The sequence below is a fragment of the Thermococcus thermotolerans genome, from assembly GCF_024707485.1.
Taxonomy (GTDB): Archaea; Methanobacteriota_B; Thermococci; order Thermococcales; family Thermococcaceae; genus Thermococcus; species Thermococcus thermotolerans.
In genome coordinates this window covers 1,173,613-1,196,973 of the sequence record NZ_CP102602.1, presented here as the reverse complement: position 1 = coordinate 1,196,973, position 23,361 = coordinate 1,173,613, and the positions used below count along the sequence as shown (strand labels likewise).

27 protein-coding genes are annotated in these 23,361 nt (G+C 52.8%); 13 read left to right on the top strand and 14 right to left on the bottom strand.

Features of this window, described 5'->3' with window-relative positions; genetic code table 11:
• The first annotated feature begins 1 nt into the window (after window position 1).
• Window positions 2-223 (top strand): hypothetical protein, encoded by a 222-nt coding sequence (locus tag NUS69_RS06890; protein ID WP_258083114.1) that lies wholly within the window; start codon window positions 2-4, stop codon window positions 221-223.
• Entirely contained in the window at window positions 213-716 is a 504-nt protein-coding gene (locus NUS69_RS06885; protein ID WP_258083113.1) for a hypothetical protein, read from the top strand. The genes NUS69_RS06890 and NUS69_RS06885 overlap by 11 nt, the downstream gene beginning before the upstream one ends.
• A 110-nt stretch (window positions 717-826) precedes the next feature.
• Here NUS69_RS06885 and NUS69_RS06880 read toward each other — a convergent pair whose 3' ends face one another.
• Window positions 827-1,078 carry a hypothetical protein gene (locus NUS69_RS06880; RefSeq protein ID WP_258085018.1) on the bottom strand — a complete coding sequence of 84 codons (252 nt, stop codon included), beginning with the start codon at window positions 1,076-1,078 and terminating at the stop codon, window positions 827-829.
• Between the two features lie 93 nt (window positions 1,079-1,171).
• Here NUS69_RS06880 and NUS69_RS06875 point away from each other — a divergent pair, with 93 nt between their 5' ends.
• On the top strand, window positions 1,172-1,459 hold the full coding sequence (locus NUS69_RS06875) for a hypothetical protein (protein ID WP_258085017.1): 288 nt from the start codon (window positions 1,172-1,174) through the stop codon (window positions 1,457-1,459).
• Window positions 1,460-1,468: 9 nt separating this feature from the next.
• The gene (locus NUS69_RS06870; protein WP_258083112.1) at window positions 1,469-1,786 is read left to right on the top strand and encodes a nucleotide pyrophosphohydrolase; all 318 of its coding nucleotides are present in this window, start codon (window positions 1,469-1,471) and stop codon (window positions 1,784-1,786) included.
• Here the strand turns inward: NUS69_RS06870 and NUS69_RS06865 are convergent.
• A complete protein-coding gene (locus NUS69_RS06865; protein ID WP_258085016.1) occupies window positions 1,776-2,225 on the bottom strand; it encodes an HIT family protein in 450 nt (149 codons plus the stop codon). The two genes, NUS69_RS06870 and NUS69_RS06865, sit on opposite strands and share 11 nt — an antisense overlap.
• A 55-nt stretch (window positions 2,226-2,280) precedes the next feature.
• Here NUS69_RS06865 and NUS69_RS06860 point away from each other — a divergent pair, with 55 nt between their 5' ends.
• The 6 genes from NUS69_RS06860 (at window position 2,281) to rrp42 (ending at window position 6,409) form a co-directional block, all read left to right on the top strand.
• A complete protein-coding gene (locus NUS69_RS06860) occupies window positions 2,281-2,502 on the top strand; it encodes a hypothetical protein (RefSeq protein WP_258085015.1) in 222 nt (73 codons plus the stop codon).
• Window positions 2,503-2,580: 78 nt separating this feature from the next.
• Window positions 2,581-3,363, top strand: coding sequence for an archaeal proteasome endopeptidase complex subunit alpha (gene psmA, locus NUS69_RS06855; RefSeq protein WP_258083111.1), 783 nt, complete (start codon window positions 2,581-2,583; stop codon window positions 3,361-3,363).
• 11 nt (window positions 3,364-3,374) lie between these two features.
• A complete protein-coding gene (locus NUS69_RS06850) occupies window positions 3,375-4,085 on the top strand; it encodes a ribosome assembly factor SBDS (RefSeq protein ID WP_258083110.1) in 711 nt (236 codons plus the stop codon).
• Entirely contained in the window at window positions 4,082-4,852 is a 771-nt protein-coding gene (gene rrp4 / locus NUS69_RS06845; protein WP_258083109.1) for an exosome complex RNA-binding protein Rrp4, read from the top strand. Before NUS69_RS06850 ends, rrp4 begins: the two co-directional genes overlap by 4 nt.
• Entirely contained in the window at window positions 4,849-5,598 is a 750-nt protein-coding gene (rrp41, locus tag NUS69_RS06840) for an exosome complex exonuclease Rrp41 (RefSeq protein WP_055429822.1), read from the top strand. Before rrp4 ends, rrp41 begins: the two co-directional genes overlap by 4 nt.
• A 1-nt stretch (window position 5,599) precedes the next feature.
• On the top strand, window positions 5,600-6,409 hold the full coding sequence (gene rrp42, locus NUS69_RS06835; protein WP_258083108.1) for an exosome complex protein Rrp42: 810 nt from the start codon (window positions 5,600-5,602) through the stop codon (window positions 6,407-6,409).
• A gap of 27 nt (window positions 6,410-6,436) precedes the next feature.
• On the opposite strand, the gene NUS69_RS06830 is transcribed toward rrp42, so the two are convergent.
• Window positions 6,437-6,844 (bottom strand): hypothetical protein, encoded by a 408-nt coding sequence (locus tag NUS69_RS06830; RefSeq protein ID WP_258083107.1) that lies wholly within the window; start codon window positions 6,842-6,844, stop codon window positions 6,437-6,439.
• A gap of 118 nt (window positions 6,845-6,962) precedes the next feature.
• Complete coding sequence (locus tag NUS69_RS06825) at window positions 6,963-7,880, bottom strand: hypothetical protein (protein ID WP_258083106.1); 918 nt, start codon at window positions 7,878-7,880, stop codon at window positions 6,963-6,965.
• 183 nt (window positions 7,881-8,063) lie between these two features.
• Here NUS69_RS06825 and NUS69_RS06820 point away from each other — a divergent pair, with 183 nt between their 5' ends.
• Window positions 8,064-8,459: a cell division protein SepF gene (locus NUS69_RS06820; RefSeq protein ID WP_055429819.1), complete on the top strand. Its 396-nt coding sequence runs from the start codon at window positions 8,064-8,066 to the stop codon at window positions 8,457-8,459.
• 65 nt (window positions 8,460-8,524) lie between these two features.
• On the top strand, window positions 8,525-9,151 hold the full coding sequence (locus NUS69_RS06815) for a ZPR1 zinc finger domain-containing protein (protein ID WP_258083105.1): 627 nt from the start codon (window positions 8,525-8,527) through the stop codon (window positions 9,149-9,151).
• Here the strand turns inward: NUS69_RS06815 and NUS69_RS06810 are convergent.
• Entirely contained in the window at window positions 9,148-9,672 is a 525-nt protein-coding gene (locus NUS69_RS06810; protein WP_258083104.1) for an ASCH domain-containing protein, read from the bottom strand. The genes NUS69_RS06815 and NUS69_RS06810 overlap by 4 nt on opposite strands.
• 57 nt (window positions 9,673-9,729) lie before the next feature.
• Between NUS69_RS06810 and NUS69_RS06805 the strand changes: the two genes are divergently transcribed.
• Window positions 9,730-10,095 carry a hypothetical protein gene (locus tag NUS69_RS06805; protein ID WP_258083103.1) on the top strand — a complete coding sequence of 122 codons (366 nt, stop codon included), beginning with the start codon at window positions 9,730-9,732 and terminating at the stop codon, window positions 10,093-10,095.
• 42 nt (window positions 10,096-10,137) lie between these two features.
• On the opposite strand, the gene NUS69_RS06800 is transcribed toward NUS69_RS06805, so the two are convergent.
• The 9 genes from NUS69_RS06800 to NUS69_RS06760 form a co-directional block, all read right to left on the bottom strand.
• Window positions 10,138-11,139 (bottom strand): homoserine dehydrogenase, encoded by a 1,002-nt coding sequence (locus NUS69_RS06800; protein ID WP_258085014.1) that lies wholly within the window; start codon window positions 11,137-11,139, stop codon window positions 10,138-10,140.
• Between the two features lie 40 nt (window positions 11,140-11,179).
• Window positions 11,180-12,025, bottom strand: coding sequence for a CBS domain-containing protein (locus NUS69_RS06795; protein WP_258085013.1), 846 nt, complete (start codon window positions 12,023-12,025; stop codon window positions 11,180-11,182).
• A gap of 84 nt (window positions 12,026-12,109) precedes the next feature.
• A complete protein-coding gene (locus NUS69_RS06790) occupies window positions 12,110-13,315 on the bottom strand; it encodes a sodium ion-translocating decarboxylase subunit beta (protein WP_258083102.1) in 1,206 nt (401 codons plus the stop codon).
• A 6-nt stretch (window positions 13,316-13,321) separates the two neighbouring features.
• Window positions 13,322-13,771, bottom strand: coding sequence for an acetyl-CoA carboxylase biotin carboxyl carrier protein subunit (locus NUS69_RS06785; protein WP_258083101.1), 450 nt, complete (start codon window positions 13,769-13,771; stop codon window positions 13,322-13,324).
• Window positions 13,772-13,773: 2 nt separating this feature from the next.
• Window positions 13,774-14,145 carry an OadG family protein gene (locus NUS69_RS06780; RefSeq protein ID WP_258085012.1) on the bottom strand — a complete coding sequence of 124 codons (372 nt, stop codon included), beginning with the start codon at window positions 14,143-14,145 and terminating at the stop codon, window positions 13,774-13,776.
• Window positions 14,146-14,164: 19 nt separating this feature from the next.
• On the bottom strand, window positions 14,165-15,733 hold the full coding sequence (locus NUS69_RS06775; RefSeq protein WP_258083100.1) for a carboxyl transferase domain-containing protein: 1,569 nt from the start codon (window positions 15,731-15,733) through the stop codon (window positions 14,165-14,167).
• 97 nt (window positions 15,734-15,830) lie between these two features.
• Complete coding sequence (locus NUS69_RS06770) at window positions 15,831-16,262, bottom strand: translation initiation factor IF-2 subunit beta (RefSeq protein ID WP_258083099.1); 432 nt, start codon at window positions 16,260-16,262, stop codon at window positions 15,831-15,833.
• 67 nt (window positions 16,263-16,329) lie between these two features.
• A complete protein-coding gene (locus tag NUS69_RS06765) occupies window positions 16,330-22,704 on the bottom strand; it encodes an LAGLIDADG family homing endonuclease (protein ID WP_258083098.1) in 6,375 nt (2,124 codons plus the stop codon).
• Window positions 22,704-23,198: a hypothetical protein gene (locus NUS69_RS06760; protein ID WP_258083097.1), complete on the bottom strand. Its 495-nt coding sequence runs from the start codon at window positions 23,196-23,198 to the stop codon at window positions 22,704-22,706. Before NUS69_RS06760 ends, NUS69_RS06765 begins: the two co-directional genes overlap by 1 nt.
• Between the last annotated feature and the right edge of the window lie 163 nt (window positions 23,199-23,361).

The window sequence follows — 23,361 nt, the reverse complement described above, 5'->3', positions numbered from 1 at the left end:
TATGGGAGATTACAGGCTTTTAATGAGGATTTGGGCTGACGACCTGACTGATGAGGAACTTTACCGGGAGCACTTTGAAGATTTAACAGAACTAAGCGGGCTCCTCACGTTAACAACTCTCGCGCCAATTGCAGGGCGGGTTGAGGACAGGGGACTACTCAAGAAGGCCGAGAGGATTTTTAAGGCACAAACCGGGGCGTCGGGTGATTGCTGTGGGTGTTGATAATTACATTCACCTCGTGCTTGATAAGAAGAGGGAAATATTTAACACGGACGACCACGACCTCAGAGATGCAGGCTTTGAAGGGAACAATCAGTTCCTCCTGTACGAATGGTTGGTCGAGACCGTAAAACGGGGAAAGCTTGAGGTTCTCCCTTCAAGCGTTACCCTAGTGAAGAAAGAACTCTTAGACTTGGAGGATGGTCTCTGCGAGCTGATTAAGAGGTCAGGAAGGGAAGAGATGGAGTATGTTCTAATCAGGAGATTGAACGGTTATAAACTACTTGTTTCAGTAAGAGAAAGCGATTTGACGGACGAAGAGGGCTATCGGGACTTGCTTGAGGACAAATCATGGTTCAGCTCGCATATGACTGCAATAGTCCTCAAGCGCATCAGCGGGAAGATGGAGGGCAAAATCCTCGTCAGGGGGCCGAGGAATACTTTAAAGCTCAGGTGGGGAATCCCTGTGAGCGTTGATAACCACTTTTTCTTCTGAAATCTTGCCCTTTAGGCAGGTAAGAGGTCAGCCCACCACTATGGATGCGAAGAGCACGGTGAGAATTTTGTATCCGTACCGTTCCATGAACAGCCCTATGTCCACTTTCCTCACCTCCTCGGCCTGTCGTCATAGAAGTACTTCGCGTGAGCCTGTGCTTGGGCGTCCATGACGCGCCTCTTGACGGTGAATGCATAGACGACTACGAAGAGAAGGAGCAGTCCCCCGGCTAACAGGCCAAAGAGCCTTAGAACCGTGTAGACAGAGAACGCCAGAACCCCGAATATCACTATGAGGGCGAGCCCAAATATCCCGAAGAGGATCTTGTATCCGTACCTCTCCATGAAGAGGTCGAAATCCATCCTTGCCACCGTGTAAAATTTTGTTCCATTCGGTGTAAAAAGGTTTCGGGGGAAGCTTAAATACCCCGGTGCGTAGGTTATGACGTGGTGGATATGAAGGTTGGGGAGCTTATCGAGCTGGTCGACGAAACCATCGCGAACCTGAAGATAGCGATAATTGCCAATCAGAACAGAGTCTTTGAGAGTCCGCACACGAGCTACGAGTTTGCCCAGAGAGTCCTTGAGCTCCAGGAGGATTTGGATGACCTCCTGAAGGCCCGGGAGATGCTGGCCGGGCTCGACCCCGAGAGCGAAGCCGAAGAGCACTTCTCCAAGGAGGAGCTTGAGGAGTTTCTAAAGCTACTGGAGCTTCTGAGGAAGGCCGAACCTCATGCCTACTGAGGTGGTTCCATGGACTTCAAAGAGCTTGAGGAAAGGGTCGTCTCCTTCCGCGATGCACGGGGCTGGGCTGAGTACCACACGCCCAAAAACCTGGCGGTGTCTGTGGCAGTTGAGCTGGGCGAACTGCTTGAGCACTTCCAGTGGGAGGATGACGCCGAGATACTTGAGGCCGCGAAAGACCCGGCCAAAAAGGAGGCCATAGCCGACGAGATAGCCGATGTCATTATCTATCTCGCTCTACTCTCCCACGAGCTGGGCATAGACCTCGACGAGGCGGTTGAACGGAAGCTCATGAAAAACGGAGAAAAGTATCCGGTCAGAACTTGAAGACGTCTCTGAGCTTCTCGATCTCTTCCTTCTTCAACCTGTTCCCCTCCCACCGCCCCCTCATGCTGAGGTTCTCGTCCTCCAAATCGAGGACAGCCTTTCTGACGCCGCCTCGTGGGTGGGCGCAGTCCCCTTCCCAGCGCGGGATGACGTGGATGTGGATGTGGGGAACGGTCTGCCCCGCAGCCTTTCCAAGGTTCATTCCAACGTTGAACCCGTCCGGCTTCAGGGTCTGGGTCAGTTTTTCCATCGCCAGCTCTATTCCCTCCAGCAGGGCCTCCCTCTCCTTCCTGCTCAGTCCCCACCAGCTCTCCACGTGTCGCTTTGGGATGACAAGCAGGTGCCCTCTGCTGGCTGGGTAGGAGTCAAGGAGTATCCTGATGATGCCGTCATCGTAAAGAACTGTCTCCCTCTTCGCGTTGCAGAACGGACATTCCATCGGCAACACCAAAGACTTAAAACCGGTTCGAAATAAAAAGGCCTCGGTGGGGAGGATGGAGGAAACCCTTGAGGCAATGAACAAAACATACAGGAGATTCCTAGCGTTTGGCATGGGTTTTCTGCTGGTAGCCTTTGGAATGATGATAGTCCAGCCCCTCGGACGGGAACCGTCCCTGATTCTGGCCGCGATACTGTTTGTGATAGCATTCATCCCCCTGGAGTTCGCCAGGAGAATAGCCAGAAAGATGGCGATGCTCGCCTTGCGGGGTGAATAGAAAAGCTTAATTATGCCGCCCGAGAAGTATGGGCAGAGAGTAGGAGATATGACGATAATACGTTAGAGGTGATGTAAAATGGCGTTTGTACCACCGCAGGCAGGTTACGACAGGGCCATTACTGTTTTCAGCCCTGACGGAAGGCTCTTCCAGGTAAACTACGCAAGAGAGGCCGTTAAGAGGGGAGCAACCGCTGTAGGAGTCAAGTGGAAGGAAGGTGTCGTTCTCGCCGTTGAAAAGAGGATAACCAGCAAGCTCATCGAGCCGAGCAGCTACGAGAAGATTTTCCAGATCGATGACCACATCGCGGCCGCTCCGAGCGGCATAATAGCCGATGCGAGGGTTCTAGTTGACAGGGCCAGGCTTGAGGCCCAGGTTTACCGCCTGACCTACGGCGAACCCGTTCCGCTCACCGTTCTGGTGAAGAAGATTTGCGACCTCAAGCAGGCCCACACCCAGTACGGCGGTGTGAGGCCCTTCGGTGCCGCCCTGCTCATGGCGGGCGTCAATGAGGAGCCCGAGCTCTACGAGACCGACCCCAGCGGGGCTTACTTCGAATGGAAGGCCGTGGCAATAGGCAGCGGAAGGAACACCGTCATGGCCATCTTTGAGGAACACTACACCGACGACATAGACATGGAAGGGGCGATAAAGCTGGCCATAATGGCGCTCGCGAAGACCCTTGAGGAGCCCAGCCCCGACAGCATAGAGGTCGCCTACATAACCATGGAAGACAAGCGCTGGAAGAAGCTCGGCAAGGAGGACGTTGCCAGGTACCTCGATGAAATCCTCGAAGAGGTCAAGGAAGAGGAAGTTGAGGAGAGGGAAGAGGACTACTCCGAGCTGGACAGCAACTACTGAGGTGACGGGCGATGCCCATAAGCGTTGATAAAGCCGTCATCGCCCGTCTGAAGACGCACGGCGAGACGTTTGAGATACTCGTTGACCCGTACCTGGCCAGGGACTTCAAGGAGGGCAAGGACGTCCCCGTTGAGGAGATCCTCGCCACTCCCTACGTTTTCAAGGACGCCCATAAGGGCGACAAGGCCAGCGAGCACGAGATGGAGAAGATATTCGGCACCAGCGACCCCTACGAGGTGGCGAAGATAATCCTCAGGAAGGGCGACGTTCAGCTCACCGCTGAGCAGAGGAGACAGATGCTTGAGGACAAGAGGCGCTACATAGCCACCATTATTCACAGACACGCCGTGGACCCGAGAACGGGTTATCCTCACCCCGTTGATAGAATCCTCCGGGCAATGGAAGAGGCTGGAGTCCACATCGACCTGTTCAAGGATGCCGAAGCGCAGGTACCTGGGGTTATCAAGGCCATAAGGCCACTTCTCCCGATAAAGCTTGAGATGAAAGTTATAGCCGTTAAGATACCGGGCGACTACGTGGGCAGGGCATACGGTGAGGTAAGGAAGTTCGGAACGATAAAGCGCGAAGAGTGGGCCAGCGACGGCTCGTGGATGTTCCTCATCGAGATCCCCGGAGGGGTCGAGGAGGAGTTCTATGAGAAGCTTAACGCCCTCACGAAGGGCAATGCGATAACTAAACTGATAGAGAGGAAGGGACTATGAGACGGATTTTTGTAAAGAGTAGGGAACTTGTCGTCCCTGGGACTCTGCTTGCCCAGGGGCCGTTTAAGAGCGGAAGAGGGACGTTCAGGGAAGGCAACAGGATATACTCAACCGTCGTCGGGCTGGTGGAGATCAGGGGAGACGCCATCCGGGTGATACCCCTTGAGGGCCCGTACATACCCGAGGTTGGTGACAACGTTCTCGGCAAGATAACCGACGTCAGGTTCTCCAACTGGAGCGTGGACATAGGGGCACCCTACGAGGCCAACCTGCGTGTCCAGGACGCTGTCGAGGAGCGCATAGACATACTGAAGACCGACCTGAGGAAGATTTTCGACATCGGTGACATAATCTACGCCAGGATAAAGGCGTACAACGAGATAAACCAGATAGACCTGACCACGAAGGGTATGCCCTTCAAGGGCGGCCCGCTCAGAGGAGGGCAGATAGTCAAGATAACGCCCTCCAAGGTGCCTAGGCTCATCGGCAAGGGCGGTTCGATGATCAACCTCATCAAGAAGCTGACAAACACGAGGATAATAGTCGGCCAGAACGGCTGGGTCTGGGTCAGTGGCAGAAAGGGGGAGCTTGAGAGGCTCGCTATCGAGGCCATACTCAAGGTCGACAGAGAAAGCCACACCCAGGGGCTCACGGACAGGGTCAAGGAACTTCTCATGACGAGACTCCAGGAGCTCAAGGAACGGGGAGTCGTTGAAGAGATACCCCGGATTGAGGAGCAAACCGCTGGAGAGGGTGAAGGAGAATGATGGGCAAGCCAGAGGGTTTAAAGCTCATAGATGAGAACGGAAAGAGGATAGACGGGAGAAAGAAGTACGAACTCAGGCCTATTAAGATGGAGGTCGGCGTGCTGAAGAACGCCGACGGTTCTGCCTACGTTGAGTGGGGCAAGAACAAGGTTCTTGCCGCTGTTTACGGACCGAGGGAGATTCATCCCAAGCACCTTCAGAGGCCAGACAGGGCGATACTCCGCGTGAGGTACAACATGGCTCCCTTCAGCGTCGAGGAGAGGAAGAAGCCCGGTCCTGACAGGAGGAGTGTGGAGATAAGCAAGGTCATAAGGGGCGCCCTTGAGCCTGCGCTCCTACTTGAGATGTTCCCAAGGACTGCCATAGACGTCTTCATCGAGGTTCTACAGGCGGATGCCGGAACGCGCGTTGCCGGAATAACCGCCGCTTCCCTCGCCCTGGCGGACGCTGGAGTGCCCATGAGAGACCTGGTCGCGGCCTGCGCCGCCGGTAAGATAGAGGGCGAGATAGTCCTCGACCTCAACAAGGACGAGGACAACTACGGCGAGGCTGACGTTCCAGTGGCCATAATGCCCCTCAAGAACGACATAACGCTCCTCCAGATGGACGGCTACCTGACAAAGGAGGAGTTCATCGAGGCAGTGAGGCTCGCCATCAAGGGGGCTAAAGCAGTCTACCAGAAGCAGCGCGAGGCGCTGAAAGTCAAGTACCTCAAAATAGCCGAGGAGGTCGGTGGAGGTGAGTGAGATGGAAGTGATGGCCAGCATAATGCGCGACCACATCCTGAGCCTCCTCAAGGAGGGCAGGCGCATAGATGGCCGCGGTCTTGAAGACTACCGTGACCTTGAGGTCAGGGTCAACGTCATTGAGAAGGCGGAAGGTTCGGCGTGGGTGAGGCTCGGCAACACCCAGGTTCTCGTCGGCATAAAGGTCGATATGGGTGAGCCCTTCCCCGACCTCCCCGAGAAGGGCGTTATAACCACCAACGTCGAGCTCGTGCCGCTCGCTTCCCCGAGCTTTGAACCCGGTCCGCCGGACGAGAACGCCATAGAGCTGGCCAGAGTCGTGGACAGGGGCATAAGGGAGAGCCAGGCGGTGGAGCTTGAGAAGCTCGTCATCGTCCCCGGTAAGCTCGTCCGCGTTGTCTTCATCGACGTCCACGTCCTCGACTACGACGGAAACCTCCTCGATGCCAGCGGAATTGGCGCCATAGCGGCCCTGCTGAGCACGAAGATGCCGAAGGTCATCTACGACGAGGAGAAGGACGAGGTTCAGGTTCTCGACGAGTACGAGCCGCTTCCGGTAAGCAGAGTGCCTATTCCGGTGACCATAGCCAAGATCGGCGGCAACCTGCTGGCCGACCCGAACCTCGACGAGGAGCGCGTCATGGACGGCAGGATAACCATAACCACCGACGAGAACGGCATGATTTCCTCCGTCCAGAAGAGCGAGGGAGGCAGCTTCAAACTGGAGGAGGTCATGTACGCAGTAGATTTGGCCCTGAAGAAGGCCGCCGAGATAAGGGAGAAGGTTCTTGAGGCCGTTAAGGCCGAGTGAACATCTTCCTCTGATTTTTCCTGTTTCTTAGAATTTCCTGAGCCTTACTTTGGAAATGAGGTATGCTAGCCCAATACTAAAGCTCCATGCTATTAATAATATCAGCTTCTTTTCTTTATTGGGTGTGGCCAGTAAGAACGCAAAGTATGCTGAAATTAGGAGTCTCATCACCCATTTTTCTTTGGGGGTTGCCATTGAAAACTCGTCTCTCCTTGTCGAGAACGCATCATGAAGGAGCTCGTAGCTGAAAACAAGTGCCAGTGTCAGTATGAAATAAACTGCAACGGCTCCATAGAACTCAGCTGAGAAGGCGGTCTCTATTTCGGGATGCGGAAAGAAAAACCTGCCAATACAGAGTAGGGCATAGGCTATTACCTGTTTAATAAAATCAGCACTTCTCATGATTTCCAGTGATACCAAGTCTGTATGAGTCATTTTAACACCCCTATCTAACTAAATAATAACATAGTTGTTGAAAAAACAAAAACTGTGTGGTTACTCTGTTGCATTTTTCTTTTGAAAGCCTCGCCGTTCACGCCGAGAGAAGGTCAGTCTATAGAGTCCATCTATAACTTTTAGCAGATGCTGGCCATGAACCGTCTAATAAGCTTTCAGCAGCTGATGAAAGAGTATAGGCTGTTACGGTGTACGTTATAACTGCTGGTGCTGCGAGCAGTGCTAATCCCAAACTTATGACTCCCGCTGCAAAATTGTACCATGGATTGTCTAGTAATGAGAATAATGTATTACCATATGTATGTTCATATTTCATGCCAAATTCAAGTTGCTCTCCTTTTACGTTTGGATGTATTTTGTACATTATAGTCATGGATCCCTTGAAAATCTCATCCTTTACTGCATATGTTTTTGTGGTCATTGTTGTTTTAACACCATTAATTATAGTGCTTGTTGTTTCTTCTTTTTCTCCTATATAACTTACCCCGCCATTATCCCCCACACCTAGTGTTGTAGTTATAGATACATGAACTACCTCGAGCATTCCCTTGGGATATGGGATATAAATAAGGTCTTCACTTCCTCTCCATCCCCATTCTTCAGTGGCAGGTCTTCCCATTGAATCTGTCCACTCCCAATGGTATTCTACAAATACATAATTTGGAGAATAATATGAAGCATATGGTGTAACTTCTAGTTTAAGGAATATTTCTTCTCTACCAAGAATATGGGCTTCTCCATTCTTCGTTGAGATTCGTGGAAAACTGTAAACATACTCTTTAGTTTTGCCTTTTTTAATCCCATGTCTAATAAGAAGTAGTTGTGCCCTAATGTCATTAAGAAGCCCTCCCTTTGATATCAATGTTCGGTATTCGCTAATAACTTTTCCAATTTCCTCTAGCTCGGTTTGTGTTAGCTCTTTACTTAATATCCCAAATGGAGTCGCTACAACTGTATGGGTGCTATACAACACTATTAGAATTGTAATTATTCCTAATATTTTCTTTTGTATCATAATATCACCGTTGATAATATTACGTTGAAGTTTATAAATTTTACTATATACTTCTTGTGTGTTAAATATTGCTAATGCACTTTCGTGTATGATATAATTTAGAATCTTGGACGTTTTCAGAAAGAGATATAAACACCAATGCCCAAATTAATCCAGCCTTACGATTAACTGGGGGGAACAGTTATGGGATTGTTTGACAGCCTCAAAAAGAAGGACGAAAAGGCCAAGAAGAAGCCGCCCGCGGCGATTAAAAAGGAGGTAGCTCCCAGGCGTGACATCGATGTCATTCCTCTTGAGGAGGATGTTCTTGCTAAGGAGATAGTCAAGCCCCAGGTCAGGTACCTCAAGAAGATCGTCGTTACCAGCTATGCCGACCTTGAGAGAATCTCAGAGGAGCTCCAGAACGGCAACATAATTCTGGTCGACCTCACCCCGCTCGAGGTCAAGCCGGAGGTTCTTGAGAAGGTCGCCGAGCAGATAAAGGGAATGGTCAGTGCCCTCGGTGGACAGGCCGCTAAAATCTGCAAGCACGAGATAAAGCTGATTCTCGTCCCGGCGGACATAAGGATTGCCAAGTGAGGCCTTTCTTTTCTACCCACCGATTTTATAAAGGGTTGGCTGACTCTATTCTTCGGTGGTGAGAGATGACCGAGAGGGAAGGTGAGATTCAGGAAATCCGGCTGGGTAACTGTCCAATCTGCGGCGGCAAGGGTACTCTCAAGGCCCTCCAGTACGTTCACGACATCCCCTACTTCGGGAAGGTCATGGAGAGCACGATAATCTGTGAGCGTTGTGGATATAGAAACGCGGACGTCATGATACTGGAGGACAGACCGCCGAAACTCTACAGCGTGAAGATTGAGGAGGAAAAAGACCTCTTCACCCGCGTCGTCAGGAGCAAGAGCGGAACCATCGAGCTGGAGGAGATAGGGGTCAAGATAGAACCCGGGCCTGCCGCTGAAGGCTTCGTCAGCAACGTTGAGGGAGTTCTTGAGAGGGTTCGTGAGACCCTCATAATGGCCAAGCACTTCAGAGAGCAGGAGGGGGATAAGGAGGCCGTCAGAAAAGCCGAGGAGATACTCGATTATATCGAAGAGGTGAAGGAGGGCAAAAAACCGCTCACCGTGAGGATCATGGATCCCCTCGGCAACAGCGCCCTCATCGGCGAGAAGGTAAAGAGCCGGCTTTTGACGCAGGAGGAAATCAAGAGCCTCAGTCTCGGCCCATACGTCCTCGTTGAGCCGGAAGAGGACGAAGAAAAGGGTGGCTAGAGATATACTGCATCTCTAGCGAGGAGATCCTCTATGAGGGCCCTCACCCATGGCTTTCTGGTTTTTCTTGAGAGGTGGATTATGCCCTCAACGTGGACTCCATAGCGCTCCCTCATCTCCTCCCTGCTCATCGGCTCTTTGAAGAGGAAAGGCCTCTCTATTGTGAAGGCGTAGCCGTGCTCCTTGATGTACTCTCCCAGCCAGCGCTTCCCGTTCTCGCCGTGAACAAGGGCCAAACCGCTGGTTTCCTTCGTCATCTCCCAGAGCGTGTCGAGGTCGGCCTTTATTACCTCTCCCACCTCGAAGCCGCCGGCTATCGTTCCCCTCTGAGTCAGCGTCTGCTCCTCGTGGAGACCGAGCCTTCTGAGGGTATCGCGAAGCTCATAGGGGTTTCCCCTCGCCACGTAGAGGAAAACGGTGTCCCCCTCACTGAATGCCCTGGCCTTTCTCAGCTCTACCGTCTTAAGCCCGCGGAATATCAGCTCCGCGTAGACCTGGTGGAGCGCTATCACGTGCTCCATGTTCCCACCGCCCTTCCCTCGTGGATAATCTTTTAAAGCCTTCGATGATTACCATTGATGGGGGTTATGGTGACCCGGGTCAAAGTATCTTCCAGGCGTAGGGGACTTATGTTGGCCGCTTTATCCCTCTTGCTTTCCGTGGTTGCCCTCTGGCAGGGGTTTGAGTTTTTGGGGCGGTTCCTCGTGATCTTCGGGTTTATAGCCCTGGCCCTCTCCTTCGAACGGATCGTTATCGCTGGAGGTTACAAGGTTCGGGTCAGGAAAAGGGGAGCCGCCTTTGAGGTGGAAGTCTTTCGGGATAATAGAAGGGTGTGGCGCGGAAACGTGTCGGACTATTCCGAATTTGGCGATTTTGCCTTTGATGTAAGGGACGGAAGGGTGGCGGTCGTTTACAGAGAGGAGGAAGTTGGACTGCTTCCGTGAGGCGTTCTGCCCTGAACAGGGAGAAGGGGAAGTCAGGCTCCCCTAAACCCTCAGAGCCGCCTTTATGATGTCGCTCACCACACCGCTCGCCGTCTCTTTTAGTCCAGCCCCAGCTCCTTTGATGACCAGCTCTCCAAGCAGGTCGGTTTTTATTATCGCAGCATTCTCGTGGCTTTCAACAGCCAGGGGGCTCTTTCTCGGGACTTCCCTGGGCTCCACTGCGACCGCTCCGTCTTCAACCTCTGCCACGAGCCGTAGGGTGTTCCCCCTTCCTTGGACACGTCTGACCTCCTCCGGGGTTATCCCTCCTATTCCCCGTCTTTTCACCCTATCGAACGTCAGAGGGTGAAACGCAAGGCAGTGCAGGATGGTGGCTTTGTATCCCGCGTCTATTCCCAGTATGTCCCCGCTGGGGTCACGCTCGGCTATCCCGAGAGCCTGGGCTTCCCTTAGTGCTTCCTCAAAATCAAGCCCTGCCTCCATCCGGCTTAGAATGAACGTGGTTGTGGCGTTTAGAACCGCCTCTATCCGCTCAACGGTGTCTCCCTTCAGCCCATCGCGGAGGAGGGTTATTATCGGCGTCCCCGCCATCACGGTGGCCTCGAAGAGATAGGGCAGGTTCCTCCCTTCAGCCTCCTTCATCAGCTCGGCGTAGTGAAAGGCTAGGGGCGGTTTGTTGCTCGTGACGACGGCTTTGCCGTCCTTCAGAGCAGCAAGATGCCAGGTGTGGGCGTTTTTATCGTTGGTGACGTCTATAACGATATCCGAATCTATCTCCCTGACTGCTTCGCCGGGTGTAAAGTTGTAGACCTCATAGTCGTTCGTCCATGCCGATAGTTTTCCGAAGTTCTCTTTGATGATGAGCGCCTCCCTGGGGTCTATGCCCTCTGGAAGCCAGACAACTCCGCTGGTATCTGCCACGCTCACAATCTTGAATTCTACCCCGTATTTCTCTCGGAAGAGCGCCCCCTTCTCCAGCAAAACCCTTACAACGGCCCTCCCAACGTTTCCAAAGCCGAAAATGGAGAGCTTTATCTCCTTCACAGGCACCACCCTCAAGAAAAGAGAGATTAAAGCAGGGAACTCACTTGTTAAGGATGACCTTTATGATGTCCATGTCCCTGATGATGCCCACGAGCTCGCCCTCGCCCCTGATGACCGGGAGTTGCTCGATGTGGTACTGCACCATCTTCTGGGCGACGTCGTAGACGCTCATGTGGGGCGTCGCAACTACGAGCTCGCGGTTCATTATCTCGGACACGGGCTTCTTGGGAAGCTGGAGCTCTGCCTTCTCAAAGAGCAGTGTCGGATTGCTCTCCAGTATCCAGTCCTCCTCACTTGAGGCCGCCAGCGCCGTCTGCTTCATGACCCTCACAACCTCGCTGTCCTTGAGGAGGTCGGTTTCGTCGACCATCCCCACGAGGTTGCCCTCATCGTCTATAACCGGAATTGCCATGGCGTTGCAGAGCAGGAGCGCCTTGAGTGCTGCCTTGAGGGGAGTGCCCTGCCAGACGAGACCGACGTTCTTCTGGTAGTACTTCTCAATCGTCACATTCTTCAGCTTCTCGTTTTTTGCCAGATAGCGCCTCACGATGTCTCCAACGGTAAGTATTCCCAGAACCCTCTTCCCCTCGTCCACAATCACGACGCGCCTGTAGTCCATCTCAAGCATTGCCCGAACAGCTTTTTTGAGGTCATCGTTGGGTTTGACGGTGGGCACTTCCCTCCTTATGAGCATGGCGAGCTGCTCCTCGTCGGGGTGGAGGAGGACACGTTTTATACTTATAATCCCTGCGAGAGCTTTGGTGTTTTTGTTGATAACAGGAAATGACCTTACTTTATGCTTTTTAAAGAGGCTGAGGGCATACTCCCTCGTCGCCGGAAGCTCTATCACGACCGGATCAGGGGTCATCAAAGTCTTCACGCGCATTTCTTTCACCACCGCTTTAAGTTAAAGGGCCCTTCTCCTATTTTAAGCTTTTCATTCAAAAATTGACAAAAAGATGGGAAGACCTCAGCCCAGAACAGAGAGGAGCACTCCAGCCGCGACGGCCGTTCCAATGACACCGGCAACGTTCGGGCCCATTGCGTGCATGAGGAGGAAGTTCCCGGGGTCTTCCTCACTGGCCATCCTCTGGACGACGCGCGCGCTCATTGGAACCGCTGAAACTCCAGCAGCGCCAATCATCGGGTTTATCTTGCCTCCCGAGAGCTTCATCATGAGTTTTCCGAGGAGCACGCCTCCGGCGGTGGCGCTGGTAAAGGCGACTATTCCCAGTCCCAGGATCATGAGGGTCTGTGCCGTGAGGAAGCTGTCGGCACGCATGGTGGAGCCGACGCCAAGGCCAAGGAATATCGTGACGATGTTCATCAGCTCCTCCTGGGCCGCTTTGCTGAGCCTCTCAACGACGCCGCTCTCCCTGAAGAGGTTTCCTATCATGAGCATCCCGACGAGCGGTGCCGCCGTCGGAACGAGGAGTGCTATAACTATCATGCTGACTATCGGGAAGATGATTTTCTCCCTCTTGGACACTGGCCTGAGCTGTTCCATTCGTATCCTCCTTTCTTCCTTGCTGGTCAGCGCCTTTATGACCGGTGGCTGGATGAGCGGAACCAGGCTCATGTAGCTGTAAGCAGCAACTGCCGTCGCACCCAGGATGTGGGGCGCGAGCTTCGTTGTGAGGTATATCGTTGTCGGCCCATCGGCGCCACCGATGATACCAATCGAGGCGGCTTCATTCAGTGAAAATCCGAGGGCTATTGCAGTCAGCATGGCTATGAAAACACCTATCTGGGCAGCTGCACCGAGGAGTGCCGTCTTGGGGTCGGCTATCATGGGGCCGAAATCGGTCATTGCACCGAGACCGAAGAATATCAGCAACGGCACTATCTCCGTCTTTATCAGCAGGTAGTATATCAGGTCGAAGAGCCCCGGCGGTCCGTACTGCTGGTTGAGATATGCCATCGTGGCGAATATGTTCTCCTCCATTCCAGGGGGAAGCTGCGGTGCCACCGGCCAGTTGACGAGGTGGCTCAGCGGCAGGTTGACGAGAACCGCGCTGATGCCTATCGGGAGCAGCAGGAGGGGCTCCATCCCGTATCTGATGGCCAGATACACCAGCGTCAGACCGACGATTATCATGATTATGTTTCCCGCGGTGAGGTTGAGCAATCCCATGTGTTCGAAGAAGTCTATTATCGCCTGCTCCAGTGCTGCCATCACCCATCACCCGAGCTCTATTAGTGCTTGTCCTGTGTCGACTGTGTCGCCTTCTTTGATTAGGATTTTCTTTACGACTCCGTCTTTTGGTGCTGGGATTTCGTTCTCCATTTTCATTGCTTCGAGGATGAGTAGTCCTTGGCCGGTTTTGACGCTCTCGCCTTCTTTGACGAGGATCTTGAGGATTTTGCCGGGCATTGGGGCTGTAACGGCACCCTCTCCGGCTGGAGCTGGAGTTGGCGCGGCGGGAGCGGCCGGAGCTGGAGCAGGAGCCACAGGAACCTGGGCGGCGGTGGCAGCTGGAGCCGCGCTCAGGGCGCTCACGTCTATCCCGAGCCCCTTAGCTTCGACGGTATATTCCTTTTCCTCAAAGGCAACCCTGAATCTGCCCATTCCGAGTTCCTCAACCTCAACCTCGTACTCGATACCATCAACGATGACCTTAACCTTCGCCATCTTTACCACTTCCCAAGTTCATAGTTGAAGTCCTCAACTTCCTCCATGCTCGACTGGACGCCGTAGAGGCGCCATGCATCTGAAACTTTCCTCTTGAACGGGATGGGCCTGAGCTGTGAGGCCTTCTCAGCGGTGTACGCGAGTATGGCCGCCGTTATGACCGCGAGGTCTTTCGGCGGTATGGCCGGCTTCTCCTCCTCGATCTCTCTGACTTCGGGAGCTGCTGAAACCGGCGCGGCGGTTTCTTCCCTCTCAATAAGCCGCCTCTCCAGCCAGCCGACGAAGTAGAGCACCAGTGCCAAAATGGTGAGGACGGCGAAGACCACCGTCACTCCGAGGGCCGTGATGTTCAGGCCCTCCATAAACTCTGCCATTGATACCATCCCTAACACCTCACAGCGGTATGTTGCCGTGCTTCTTCGGCGGGAGCTTGACGCGCTTGCTCTCCATGGCCTCAAGGGCGAGGATTATCTTTGCCCTGGTCTCGGCGGGGTCGATAACGTCGTCTATGTAGCCCCTCGCCGCGGCAACGTACGGGTTGGCGAAGCGCTCGCGGTATTCGGCTATCTTCTGCTGGCGAACCTCCTCCGGGTTCTCGGCCGCAGCGATTTCTTTCCTGAATATGATGTTCGCCGCTCCTTCAGGCCCCATGACCGCTATCTCTGCGGTGGGCCAGGCGAAGACGAAGTCCGCTCCGAGGTGCTTGCTTCCCATCGCGAGGTACGCCCCACCGTAGGCCTTCCTGAGGATAATCGTCACCATCGGGACGGTAGCTTCCGCGTAGGCGTAGAGGACTTTAGCCCCATGCCTTATGATTCCGCCGTACTCCTGCTGGGTTCCAGGCAGGTAGCCCGGAACGTCAACTAGGGTGACTATCGGGATGTTGAATGCGTCGCAGGTTCTAACAAACCTAGCGATCTTGTCGGAGCTGTCTATGTCGAGAACGCCGGCGAAGTGTATCGGGTTGTTAGCAACTATACCGACGGTCTGGCCGTTCATCCTTCCGAATCCAACGACCGCGTTCGGGGCGAAGTATGGCAGTATTTCAAGGAAGTCCGGGTTGCCGTTCTCGTCCCTGTCGACTATCTCGTAGATGACCTGCCTCACATCGTAGCCCTTGTTCGGGTCGTCCGGGACGATGGAGTAGAGGTTCTCTGTCTTCCTGAAGGGCAAATCATTCGTCTTGACGCGCGGCGGCTTCTCCATGTTGTTGGACGGGAGGTAACTTATGAGTCTCCTTATGAGTGCCAGAACCTCCTCATCGCTCTTTCCGATAAGGTGGGCCTGCCCGGAGCGCTGGGCGTGGACCATAGCACCGCCGAGCTGTATCGGGGTGACCTCGACGCCGGTAACGGCTTTAACGACCTGAGGGCCGGTGATGAACATGAAGCTTGCCGGGTTGTCCACCATGAGGATGAAGTCTCCTATGGCCGGACTGTAGACGGCTCCGCCCGCACAGGGACCCATAATTGCTGTAATCTGCGGAACGACACCGCTGAGAATGGTGTTCATCTTGAAGATCTCGCCGTAGCCCTTGAGCGAGTCGACGCCCTCCTGGATTCTCGCTCCGCCGGAGTCGTTGAGGCCTATCACCGGTGCTCCGGCTTCGAGGGCAAGCTCCATGATGCGCTTTATCTTTGCCGCGTGCATCTCACCGAGGGAACCGCCCATGACTGTGAAGTCCTGGGCAAACACAAAAACGAGCCTTCCATCGATGGTACCGTAACCGGTGATGACGCCGTCCGCGGGCAGCTCCTTCTTGTCCATGCCGAACTCCGTTCCGCGGTGTCTGACGAACGCACCTATTTCAACGAAGCTTCCCGGGTCGAGGAGCTTCTCGATCCTCTCGCGTGCGGTCAGCTTTCCTTTAGCGTGCTGTTTTTCGACGGCCTTTTCGCCGCCCATCTCAAGAATCTTCCTTTTTCTCTCATACAGGTCGTTAACTTTCTCTTCCATGCTCATGAGAACTCCCCCTGGGTGCTGAGGTGTCGCCTACTTGTAGTTTGTAAAGTTTAAAAGAGTTTTTATCGGCCGGCAAATTTGGAAAAGAAAAATGGCCTCAGAGGTGCTGGATTGGAGTTTCTGCACCACAGGCCTCGCACTTTAGGAAGTGGAAGCGTCCGCGCTTCATAATCTTTGTATCCGGACTTCCGCAGACCGGACAGATGACGTAGTCCTTGAGGTACTTCTTCATCTTGTTGCCTATAAGGTACGGCGTAAAGCGTCCCTGAAGGACGACGCGCCTTCCTTCGAGTGTTCCTGCCGTCGCTACCTCGCGCAGGATGAACTTGAGCAGGTGGTTCGGGTCGCGGTTCATGGCCTCGGCTATGTCCACAAAGTTCTCGATTATCGTCCTGTTTCCGGCTATCGTGACTATCGCTGCCGGAACCTCGAAACGGGAAGTGTGATGCTTGACGTTCTCCGGCAGTTCATCGTAAGCCTTATCGAGTAAGCCTTCGAAATCGTAAAAGTCAACCTTCTTCTCGCTCATGCCCTCACCTCCATCTTAACTACCGGGAGACGTTTATAACCTTTTGGAGTGGGGAATGGGGTGGGAATCAGAGCACGCGGTAGAAGCCCGCGCGCGGCTCGTATATCCTGGCGTCGCGCTTGAGGTCGTTGATGAGCTTCTTTATCTCGTTCTCCGAGCCAAGGCCGGCCTGCTTCGCCGCCTCGATTATCCTGTCTTCCGGCGCCCCGAACTCGCCCTCGCTCTCAAGGCTCTTTATGATGTCGACCATCCTGTCAATCTTGTTGATCTTCCTGGAGCTCTTGCCGACCTCAAGTATCGAGACGTCCAGGGTTCCCTCCTCGTCAACGGCTATCTTCCTTATCATCTCTTCGATTATCGCTATCGCCGCCCTGGCGTCTTCCCTCGTCACGGTCTCGCTCAACCTCATTCTCGCGTGGGCCTCACTGAGCCTTATCAGGGCCTCCAGCTGCCTCGCCGTTATCGGAATCGGCTGCACGCCGTCGTCCTCGCCCGGCCTCTTAAAGCCCTTCCTCATCCTGACGTAGTAGCGCTTTATCTCCTCCATTGCCTCCCTGCTCAGAACAGGGTGGACGTTCTTCCTGGCGTAGGCGATGTACTTCTTGAGCAGGTCGTAGGGTATCTTGGGCGTCACCGCCTCTGCCTCTCCCCTGCGCACCTTGAGGATGTGCTCGGCTATGCTGGCATCTACCTTCTCGTCGGGCTCATCGAGGAGTAGGAAGATGAGGTCGAAACGGCTGAGCAGGGTCGGCGGCAGGTCGAGCTGCTCCGGGAGGGACTTGTGGCGGTTGAAGCGTCCGTATTTCGGGTTCGCGGCCGCTATGACCGTTGTCCTTGCGTTGAGGGTGGCGGTTATGCCTGCCTTGGAGATGCTGATGGTGTTGTGGAGAACGAGACCGTGCGAAACGAAGAGGTGGTACGGCTCGACGGTAACGTCGTAGACCCACTCCCAGCGGTCATTGAGGAGCTTCTCAACCTTTGTGACCCTGAGAAAGTTCACGTTACCGTTCCAGTGGTGGAGGAAAACGTTTATCTCTTCTTCGGCCTTATGAAGTATCTCCTCAACAAGCCCGCGTATTTTCTTAATGGCCCATTCATCGCCCCGCCTGGCCCTTCTCGCGAGGGAACTGGCGGTTATTCCAATAGTATTGAGGGCCCTCGAAGAGGGCAACAGTTCGATAGCTCTGGCGGGATTCTCATTGAAGGCCTTTTTTATGGTTTCTACCCTCTTAAGAACCCTCTCTAGGAAGGGTTGCAAAGCGCTCTCTTTCACGAGGAGCATCGCGAGCCTCTGCCTCTCCTCGGGTCTCTGCCTCACACCGAGGAGTTTTGCGGCTTTTTTCAGGTGGACAACGACTTCCCTGGGGAACCTCCTCTCATCTTCAGTGACTATGTACTTCCCGTAGACCCTTTTAATCCGCGCTACTTTTCCCAAAGAGTAGATGTAATCTGCCTTCGCCTCTGCTTCATTTGGCTCCTTGAATTCTTGACCTTCGACAGGCTGAATCTCAATTGGATAGTAGGCGATACCGAGGGCTATGTCTCCCTTTTCGACCTTCTCGGCTGGCTTCTCTCTGATCTCTCCGTCCTCCCACACCATTATGGGGTGCTCCGGCGTAACGACTATCTCCCTGCCGTTGGAGAACCGTATCCTTATGAACTTCTCTGGCGCTTTGTGTCTGCTCACGCGGTCGGCCTTAACCTTGACTATCTCTTTCCTATCAAGATCATAGGCCAAAAGATAGAGGTTGTTAACTGGCAGAATCTCAGTGTCTTTACCGAGGATTACTTTATCGCGGTTGGCCTCGATTAGTGAATCGACAAGTTCGCCTATCTTTACCTTCCTGCCGTCGACCAAGAGGAGCTCAAAGTCATGGTGGTAGCTCTGTTGCTCAAGCGCTTCGTGTATGGCGCTCCTGTCCCTGTCACTCATCTTGTCGAACTCATCAATTAGTGCGAACCCGCCATCGGCCAGAACCAGGACTCCAGCTTCTAAGACCCACGAGCCGGTGAACTCGTCGCGCACGGCTGCGGCGGTGTTGTGGACGACGAAGCCGTTGGCGATAAAGCTGTGGGAGCCTTCCACCGTTAGGTCGTAGACGTGGTCGTAGGGGGGGCTGATTCTCTTAACTTTCTTAACTCTCTCCCACAGGAGGTCAGAGGTGGCAATGGCTCTCAGTGTCTCAAGCTTTGCCTTAATGTCATCTTCTCTGGCATAGTGTTCGCTAAGAAGCCAAGCAAGTTTGGAGTACAGGGACTTGTCCCTGCTTTCAAGAACTCTTGCCACCTCAATGAGAAGCCCAAACTTGAGCTTGCGCGGTCTTTTTCTGAGGAACAGCTCGTAGAATTCTTCATACCTCATTCCCAGTTCCCCGGGCTCCAACGCCTTCCCTATTGCTACCCTTATGTCTTCGGGAATTTCAACGGGCGACTCTTGCAGCTTGGCCTTTGAAAGGTTTTCCACAACACTGAGGAGAGCCTTCCTTGATATTGGTTTCCCCTTCTCCACGAGTGCCCCAAAGTTCGACTTGTAAACCTGCTCAACACTCAGGCCGTAGAAAGTTCTGACTTCCTTTATCAGCTTTCCAATGCCCGGTATCACGTCAACGTTGGTGTCGTACTTCTGACCCTTCATCTTCTCCACAAGGGCGTCGAGCTTTCTCGCCTTCTCTGGGTGTCCAAAGCCAATCTCCGTTGCGAACTTGAGCACGTTCTCGCCGTAGATTTTGAGCTCCCACCGGTCGTGCCTCGACGTTATCATCTTGTCTCCAAACTTCGAAGTATGACCCGCCCTCTTCCGCCTTCTAAGGTGCGAAACTATTCCGAATCTAAGAAGGGCGAGCTGGAGCTTTCTGGCGAGCTTTTCGCTGGTCGTGTCAAACTCAACGTAGGAGGAGCCTTTCTCACGTATAACAACAGTACCATCGCAGTCAAACAGTCCCCTTATGTATGAAGCAAGCACGCTCTTGGGGGAGGTGAAGAGTTCGTTTGCAAGGTCGAGCTTATTGGACTTGGGGGATGGTGGAACCCCAAGTTTCTCCAATAGGTGGGCAACGACCTTAGAATGGAAGCGAAGTGATGGAACCCCATCTTTTACCTGCTCGGTAACTTCCACTCCAAAGAGTTCCTTTGCAAGCCCCGCAAACCTGCGCCTCATCTCTGGGTTCTTGTTGGTGAACCTTATAGCTACGCCCCAGCCAGCTTTGGAGACGCTACCGTCACCTGCAACCAGCCCAGCAAAGTAGGCCAGTTGTTCATCGAGGTATTTCGGAAGTTTCAACTTCGTTCCCGCTTGGAGGGAGACAGCTTCAGCGTTTATCTTGTCCCATTCCCAACCAGCCAGTTCAAGGAGCATGCGGAGATGCTTCATCCTTATGTTGCCCCTCGCTTTTGGATTTGTCCAGTTGTAGTAGAGCATGCCCTCGCTAACTCTGAGTCTCTTTGCGAGTTCCCTCTTGCTAATGTGAAGCTCTTTGAGTGCCTCTTCGATGAGCCCCTCGACTTGATCTTTGATTCCATATACAATGAGGTCATCGAGGTCCTTGAGAAGTTCCAGAACTGGAACTATCCTTTCCTCAACGGTTAGTTTTCTGAGGGTTGCAACATAGTCCCCCTCGCTAAAGCTCTTGGCCTCTTTCCATATCGGTTCTCCATTCTGAATCGTCAAGAGCTTCGTTTCAGGAGTCAACGTTAGCTCCTTGCCCGTTATTGTTCTGACCTTTACAAGCTCTTTGGGGGCTTTGAGCCTCCAAACCCTGCTCATAGGCGCTTTCTTTAGCTTTCCGTCCTCAGCAGATAGGCTCTCACCGAGATAGGGCGAATATTCAATGCCCTGGGAGTACGGAATTGAACCAATTTCTTTTACCCAATTCTCAGTAAACGTACCGATTTCGTGGACTCCACCATTGGAAACCACAAGTGAGTCTGGGGCAACGCAGAGTCCTGCCGCCGAACTGCTCTTACCGCTCGTATAGATTGCCCTTGGCGCCAAATTGGCAACGTAACGGAGAATTTGGCTGTTATGGACGAAGATGTCGTTGGCTATGAAGTTGTGGTGCTCCAGAACCTGCAGGTCATAGACCCAGGGATGTTCCGGTTTGTATTCCTTAATCTCAACGACTCTGTCCCAGAAGATGTCTGATTCAGCAAGAAGCCGAAGGAGACTAACCTCGGAGGATTTTTGTAGATGTCTACTTAGTGTTTCTGCAATCACTTTGAGTTTCTCCCTGCTTGGTAGTCTATCTCCCCGTTCGTAGTGGAGATAAGTTGAGCGGTTTATACCCATTTGTGCCTGAGTGAGTCCCGCCTTAGTGCGAAGGTTCCTTAGCAGGCTTCCAACTCCTGGAACGACATCAACGTTGGTGTTTGGCTGTAGGTTTGAAGTGACTTTTTCCAAGAGCCTTATCTTTGAGGATAACCCAAACCCAATTTTTTCTCTGAACTTGAGAGCGTCTTCTCCAGTTATGAACAGCCGATAGTACGTTTCTTTGGTTTTCATTTTTCCGTTAGTTGCACGTGCTCTCGTCTCGTGGAGCTGGGATTTCACACCGAAGCGCAGTAGTAACTGTTGGATGCCCTGAAGCAGTTCCTTTGAGGCAGAGACAATCGTAATCTTTGGCCGTCTCTTGTCTACTGTAGCCTCAGCGTCGAAGTATCCTCGGAGGAATTCCTTTATGTCCTTCAGTCTCGCACTGAACAATTGAGGTGGAACCTTTTTCTCGCGGGATTTTTTGGCTATCCCAAGCCATTCCAGTAAGCGGTATAGTTCTACACTGCTCGCATAGACCTCCTTGGCGCTTTTGCCTTTATGACCTTCTCGAATGGTTGGAGTGAGACCAAGAGTACTAAGGTAGTCGTGAGCAAATCTTATCAGCTCCTCATTGTTGTTGGTGAAATAGACTGTAGCACTGCCGTTCCTGTTCTGGGAGTACCCTTCACCAGTCAGCAGTCCAACTAAATACCAGAATTTCTCGTCTGCAACATCAGGGAGTTTCAGTCTAGGTTTAGCGGTTTTTGGCCTCTCAATTGGGGCATCTGAAAGCTTAATAGCTTTTCCGTCAACTGGAATAACCCGAGGTACTGCGATGAAATCCCCAATCTTCAACTCTTCCGCTTTTCTTGTCTTGAACTGGCCGCCCTCAAAGGTAAAGAATGGGTGAGTCGGAGTAACCTTAATCTCCCTTCCGCTCGCGGTTTTTATCCTGAACATCCTCTCTGGAGCGGTTCTCTTCCAGGCAATGTTGGCCTTGACTTTTCTGACCTTTAGGTTTCTGGCATCGAGGGCGTAGAGTTCAAGGTCAATCGGGGCGTAGAAACCATCATCAACTTCTCCGAGCTCCCCTTCGGATTTGGCCCTCTCAACGGCCTCATCAACTATCTCACCTATCTCCCTCAGGCTTCCATCAGCTAAGATGACCTTTGTGTGATAGTCAACGCACTTTGCAACACCGGGATCTCCAACGAGCAGAACGTGGCTTTCTCCCCTCAGCTTCGTCCCATCCGGAAGAACCCTCTGAACACCGCCGAAGAGAGCTAAAGCTATGCCCTTCTTAACGGTCTTGTGGCCCCATATCGCCGGGGCTATGGAGTCAACGATGGCATCAACGATGTCTTTTCTTCTGGCCAGCTCGCGTATCTTCTGCTCGTCCTCCGGTGAGATCTCCAGCTCCTCAATCTCCTTGCTGAGCTGCTCTATGTGGTTCACCTCAAGAACCTTCTTGAAAATGGGCCTCTTGTCCCTCTGCTCAAGGATGACGCGCAGGATTCCGGTGGCGAGAACCCTGTCGCCAGGTAAAGCCGTATCCACCAGGTCGTCAAGGAGTATCGCATCAACGAAGCGCGGCATCTGGCCTCCCTTGAGGCTCTCGGGCCTGTCCTGTAACCTAAAGCTCTGAAAGTTGATAAAGCGGCTCTTCTCGACGTCGAGGTCAACGTTTCTGGAACCGCAGGCGTCGCACTTGCTCGGCTTGACTATGTTCTCATAGGGCCTCTGGAGGCGAACCATCTCGTTGCCGCAGTCCTTGCAGACGAATACAGCTTTCTCGACGAAGGGCTTCACCTCGCTCACGCGCGTGATTATGCCCTCCACCTGAATCAGCCTGTTTATATGCTCGCTCCCGAGTTCCTTGACGAGGAGCGTGTGGGGGAGATTGTAAAACCTGGCGTGTATTTTGAGCTCTTTTTTTCTGAGAATCGGCGGTTCTCGAAGAACGATCTGAATTGCATCTTCAGCAGCTAGTATAGCCTCTTCAGGATTGGTTCTCAGTTCTAATGCTAATTCCGGATCTATGGAATTTAGATGAGCCCAGTCTATTGTTAGGGATCGTTTAGGGGTGACTGTCAAGAGTTCTATAAGTTTGTTTATGTACACCTGCTTTCCATGGTCATCCACGTATTCCCTGAAAAACCTGGCAAAACGTTCTATCATTTCCTCCCTATCCATTACTCCTCACCGAGCCATTCATTTCTTAGCTTTGACATCTGTAGGTATATCTTTCGTTCTTCTGGGGAAAGTCGGGTAGTAATTTCGAGACTGGCTGGCCTTAATCTAACGGTTTCTATGATTTTATCAAAGCGAATTGTTTTCAGATGGTTTAGTTTTATCTTTAGGTTGGCTAGCTTTGATAGTTTTACATTTATTGTTTCCACACTCTCACTTGCGTTCATTCGGGCATAATTTTCAAGGTAATAAATGTAGAACTCGGCCCTTTCATAGAGGCCTGTGGGCAGGGGCATTAACGGCTCGTTATCCATTTCTGCAGAGATTGCCTTGTCCAATTCTTCAAGAACCTTGTCGACTTCATCCACAATTTCGACCACCTTTGCTTCCCAGAGCTCCTTGGCCTTCCAGTCCTCCACGAGCACTATATCCCCTGTCTTCCAGTCGCCGAAGGGCCGTAGCACTTTGATCGCTATGACGGCTCTGCCGGTGAACATATCACCACCTTTAACCCACTATGCCTTAGGGCTAATAAACCTTGTCGGAACAGCTTGGGACGCCGTTGCACTTAGCTATGCCAGTTCCGTTTCCATTCGAATGTGCTCATGTGTCCTTTCGAACACACGATAACCCTATAAACTTGAACGGGAAGTCCGTTTT

What these genes read in the sequence shown, in the direction of transcription:
- NUS69_RS06875 (WP_258085017.1), top strand. Translation starts at nt 1,172, where the DNA reads ATGAAGGTTGGGGAGCTTATCGAGCTGGTCGACGAAACCATCGCGAAC.
- NUS69_RS06870 (WP_258083112.1), top strand. Translation starts at nt 1,469, where the DNA reads ATGGACTTCAAAGAGCTTGAGGAAAGGGTCGTCTCCTTCCGCGATGCA.
- NUS69_RS06805 (WP_258083103.1), top strand. Translation starts at nt 9,730, where the DNA reads ATGGGGGTTATGGTGACCCGGGTCAAAGTATCTTCCAGGCGTAGGGGA.
- NUS69_RS06865 (WP_258085016.1), bottom strand. Translation starts at nt 2,225, where the DNA reads ATGGAATGTCCGTTCTGCAACGCGAAGAGGGAGACAGTTCTTTACGAT.
- rrp4 (WP_258083109.1), top strand. Translation starts at nt 4,082, where the DNA reads ATGAGACGGATTTTTGTAAAGAGTAGGGAACTTGTCGTCCCTGGGACT.
- NUS69_RS06760 (WP_258083097.1), bottom strand. Translation starts at nt 23,198, where the DNA reads ATGTTCACCGGCAGAGCCGTCATAGCGATCAAAGTGCTACGGCCCTTC.
- NUS69_RS06880 (WP_258085018.1), bottom strand. Translation starts at nt 1,078, where the DNA reads ATGGATTTCGACCTCTTCATGGAGAGGTACGGATACAAGATCCTCTTC.
- psmA (WP_258083111.1), top strand. Translation starts at nt 2,581, where the DNA reads ATGGCGTTTGTACCACCGCAGGCAGGTTACGACAGGGCCATTACTGTT.
- NUS69_RS06795 (WP_258085013.1), bottom strand. Translation starts at nt 12,025, where the DNA reads ATGCGCGTGAAGACTTTGATGACCCCTGATCCGGTCGTGATAGAGCTT.
- NUS69_RS06825 (WP_258083106.1), bottom strand. Translation starts at nt 7,880, where the DNA reads ATGATACAAAAGAAAATATTAGGAATAATTACAATTCTAATAGTGTTG.
- NUS69_RS06820 (WP_055429819.1), top strand. Translation starts at nt 8,064, where the DNA reads ATGGGATTGTTTGACAGCCTCAAAAAGAAGGACGAAAAGGCCAAGAAG.
- NUS69_RS06890 (WP_258083114.1), top strand. Translation starts at nt 2, where the DNA reads ATGGGAGATTACAGGCTTTTAATGAGGATTTGGGCTGACGACCTGACT.
- NUS69_RS06860 (WP_258085015.1), top strand. Translation starts at nt 2,281, where the DNA reads ATGGAGGAAACCCTTGAGGCAATGAACAAAACATACAGGAGATTCCTA.
- NUS69_RS06785 (WP_258083101.1), bottom strand. Translation starts at nt 13,771, where the DNA reads ATGGCGAAGGTTAAGGTCATCGTTGATGGTATCGAGTACGAGGTTGAG.
- rrp41 (WP_055429822.1), top strand. Translation starts at nt 4,849, where the DNA reads ATGATGGGCAAGCCAGAGGGTTTAAAGCTCATAGATGAGAACGGAAAG.
- NUS69_RS06765 (WP_258083098.1), bottom strand. Translation starts at nt 22,704, where the DNA reads ATGGATAGGGAGGAAATGATAGAACGTTTTGCCAGGTTTTTCAGGGAA.
- NUS69_RS06810 (WP_258083104.1), bottom strand. Translation starts at nt 9,672, where the DNA reads ATGGAGCACGTGATAGCGCTCCACCAGGTCTACGCGGAGCTGATATTC.
- NUS69_RS06780 (WP_258085012.1), bottom strand. Translation starts at nt 14,145, where the DNA reads ATGGCAGAGTTTATGGAGGGCCTGAACATCACGGCCCTCGGAGTGACG.
- NUS69_RS06830 (WP_258083107.1), bottom strand. Translation starts at nt 6,844, where the DNA reads ATGACTCATACAGACTTGGTATCACTGGAAATCATGAGAAGTGCTGAT.
- NUS69_RS06850 (WP_258083110.1), top strand. Translation starts at nt 3,375, where the DNA reads ATGCCCATAAGCGTTGATAAAGCCGTCATCGCCCGTCTGAAGACGCAC.
- NUS69_RS06790 (WP_258083102.1), bottom strand. Translation starts at nt 13,315, where the DNA reads ATGGCAGCACTGGAGCAGGCGATAATAGACTTCTTCGAACACATGGGA.
- NUS69_RS06775 (WP_258083100.1), bottom strand. Translation starts at nt 15,733, where the DNA reads ATGAGCATGGAAGAGAAAGTTAACGACCTGTATGAGAGAAAAAGGAAG.
- NUS69_RS06815 (WP_258083105.1), top strand. Translation starts at nt 8,525, where the DNA reads ATGACCGAGAGGGAAGGTGAGATTCAGGAAATCCGGCTGGGTAACTGT.
- rrp42 (WP_258083108.1), top strand. Translation starts at nt 5,600, where the DNA reads ATGGAAGTGATGGCCAGCATAATGCGCGACCACATCCTGAGCCTCCTC.
- NUS69_RS06770 (WP_258083099.1), bottom strand. Translation starts at nt 16,262, where the DNA reads ATGAGCGAGAAGAAGGTTGACTTTTACGATTTCGAAGGCTTACTCGAT.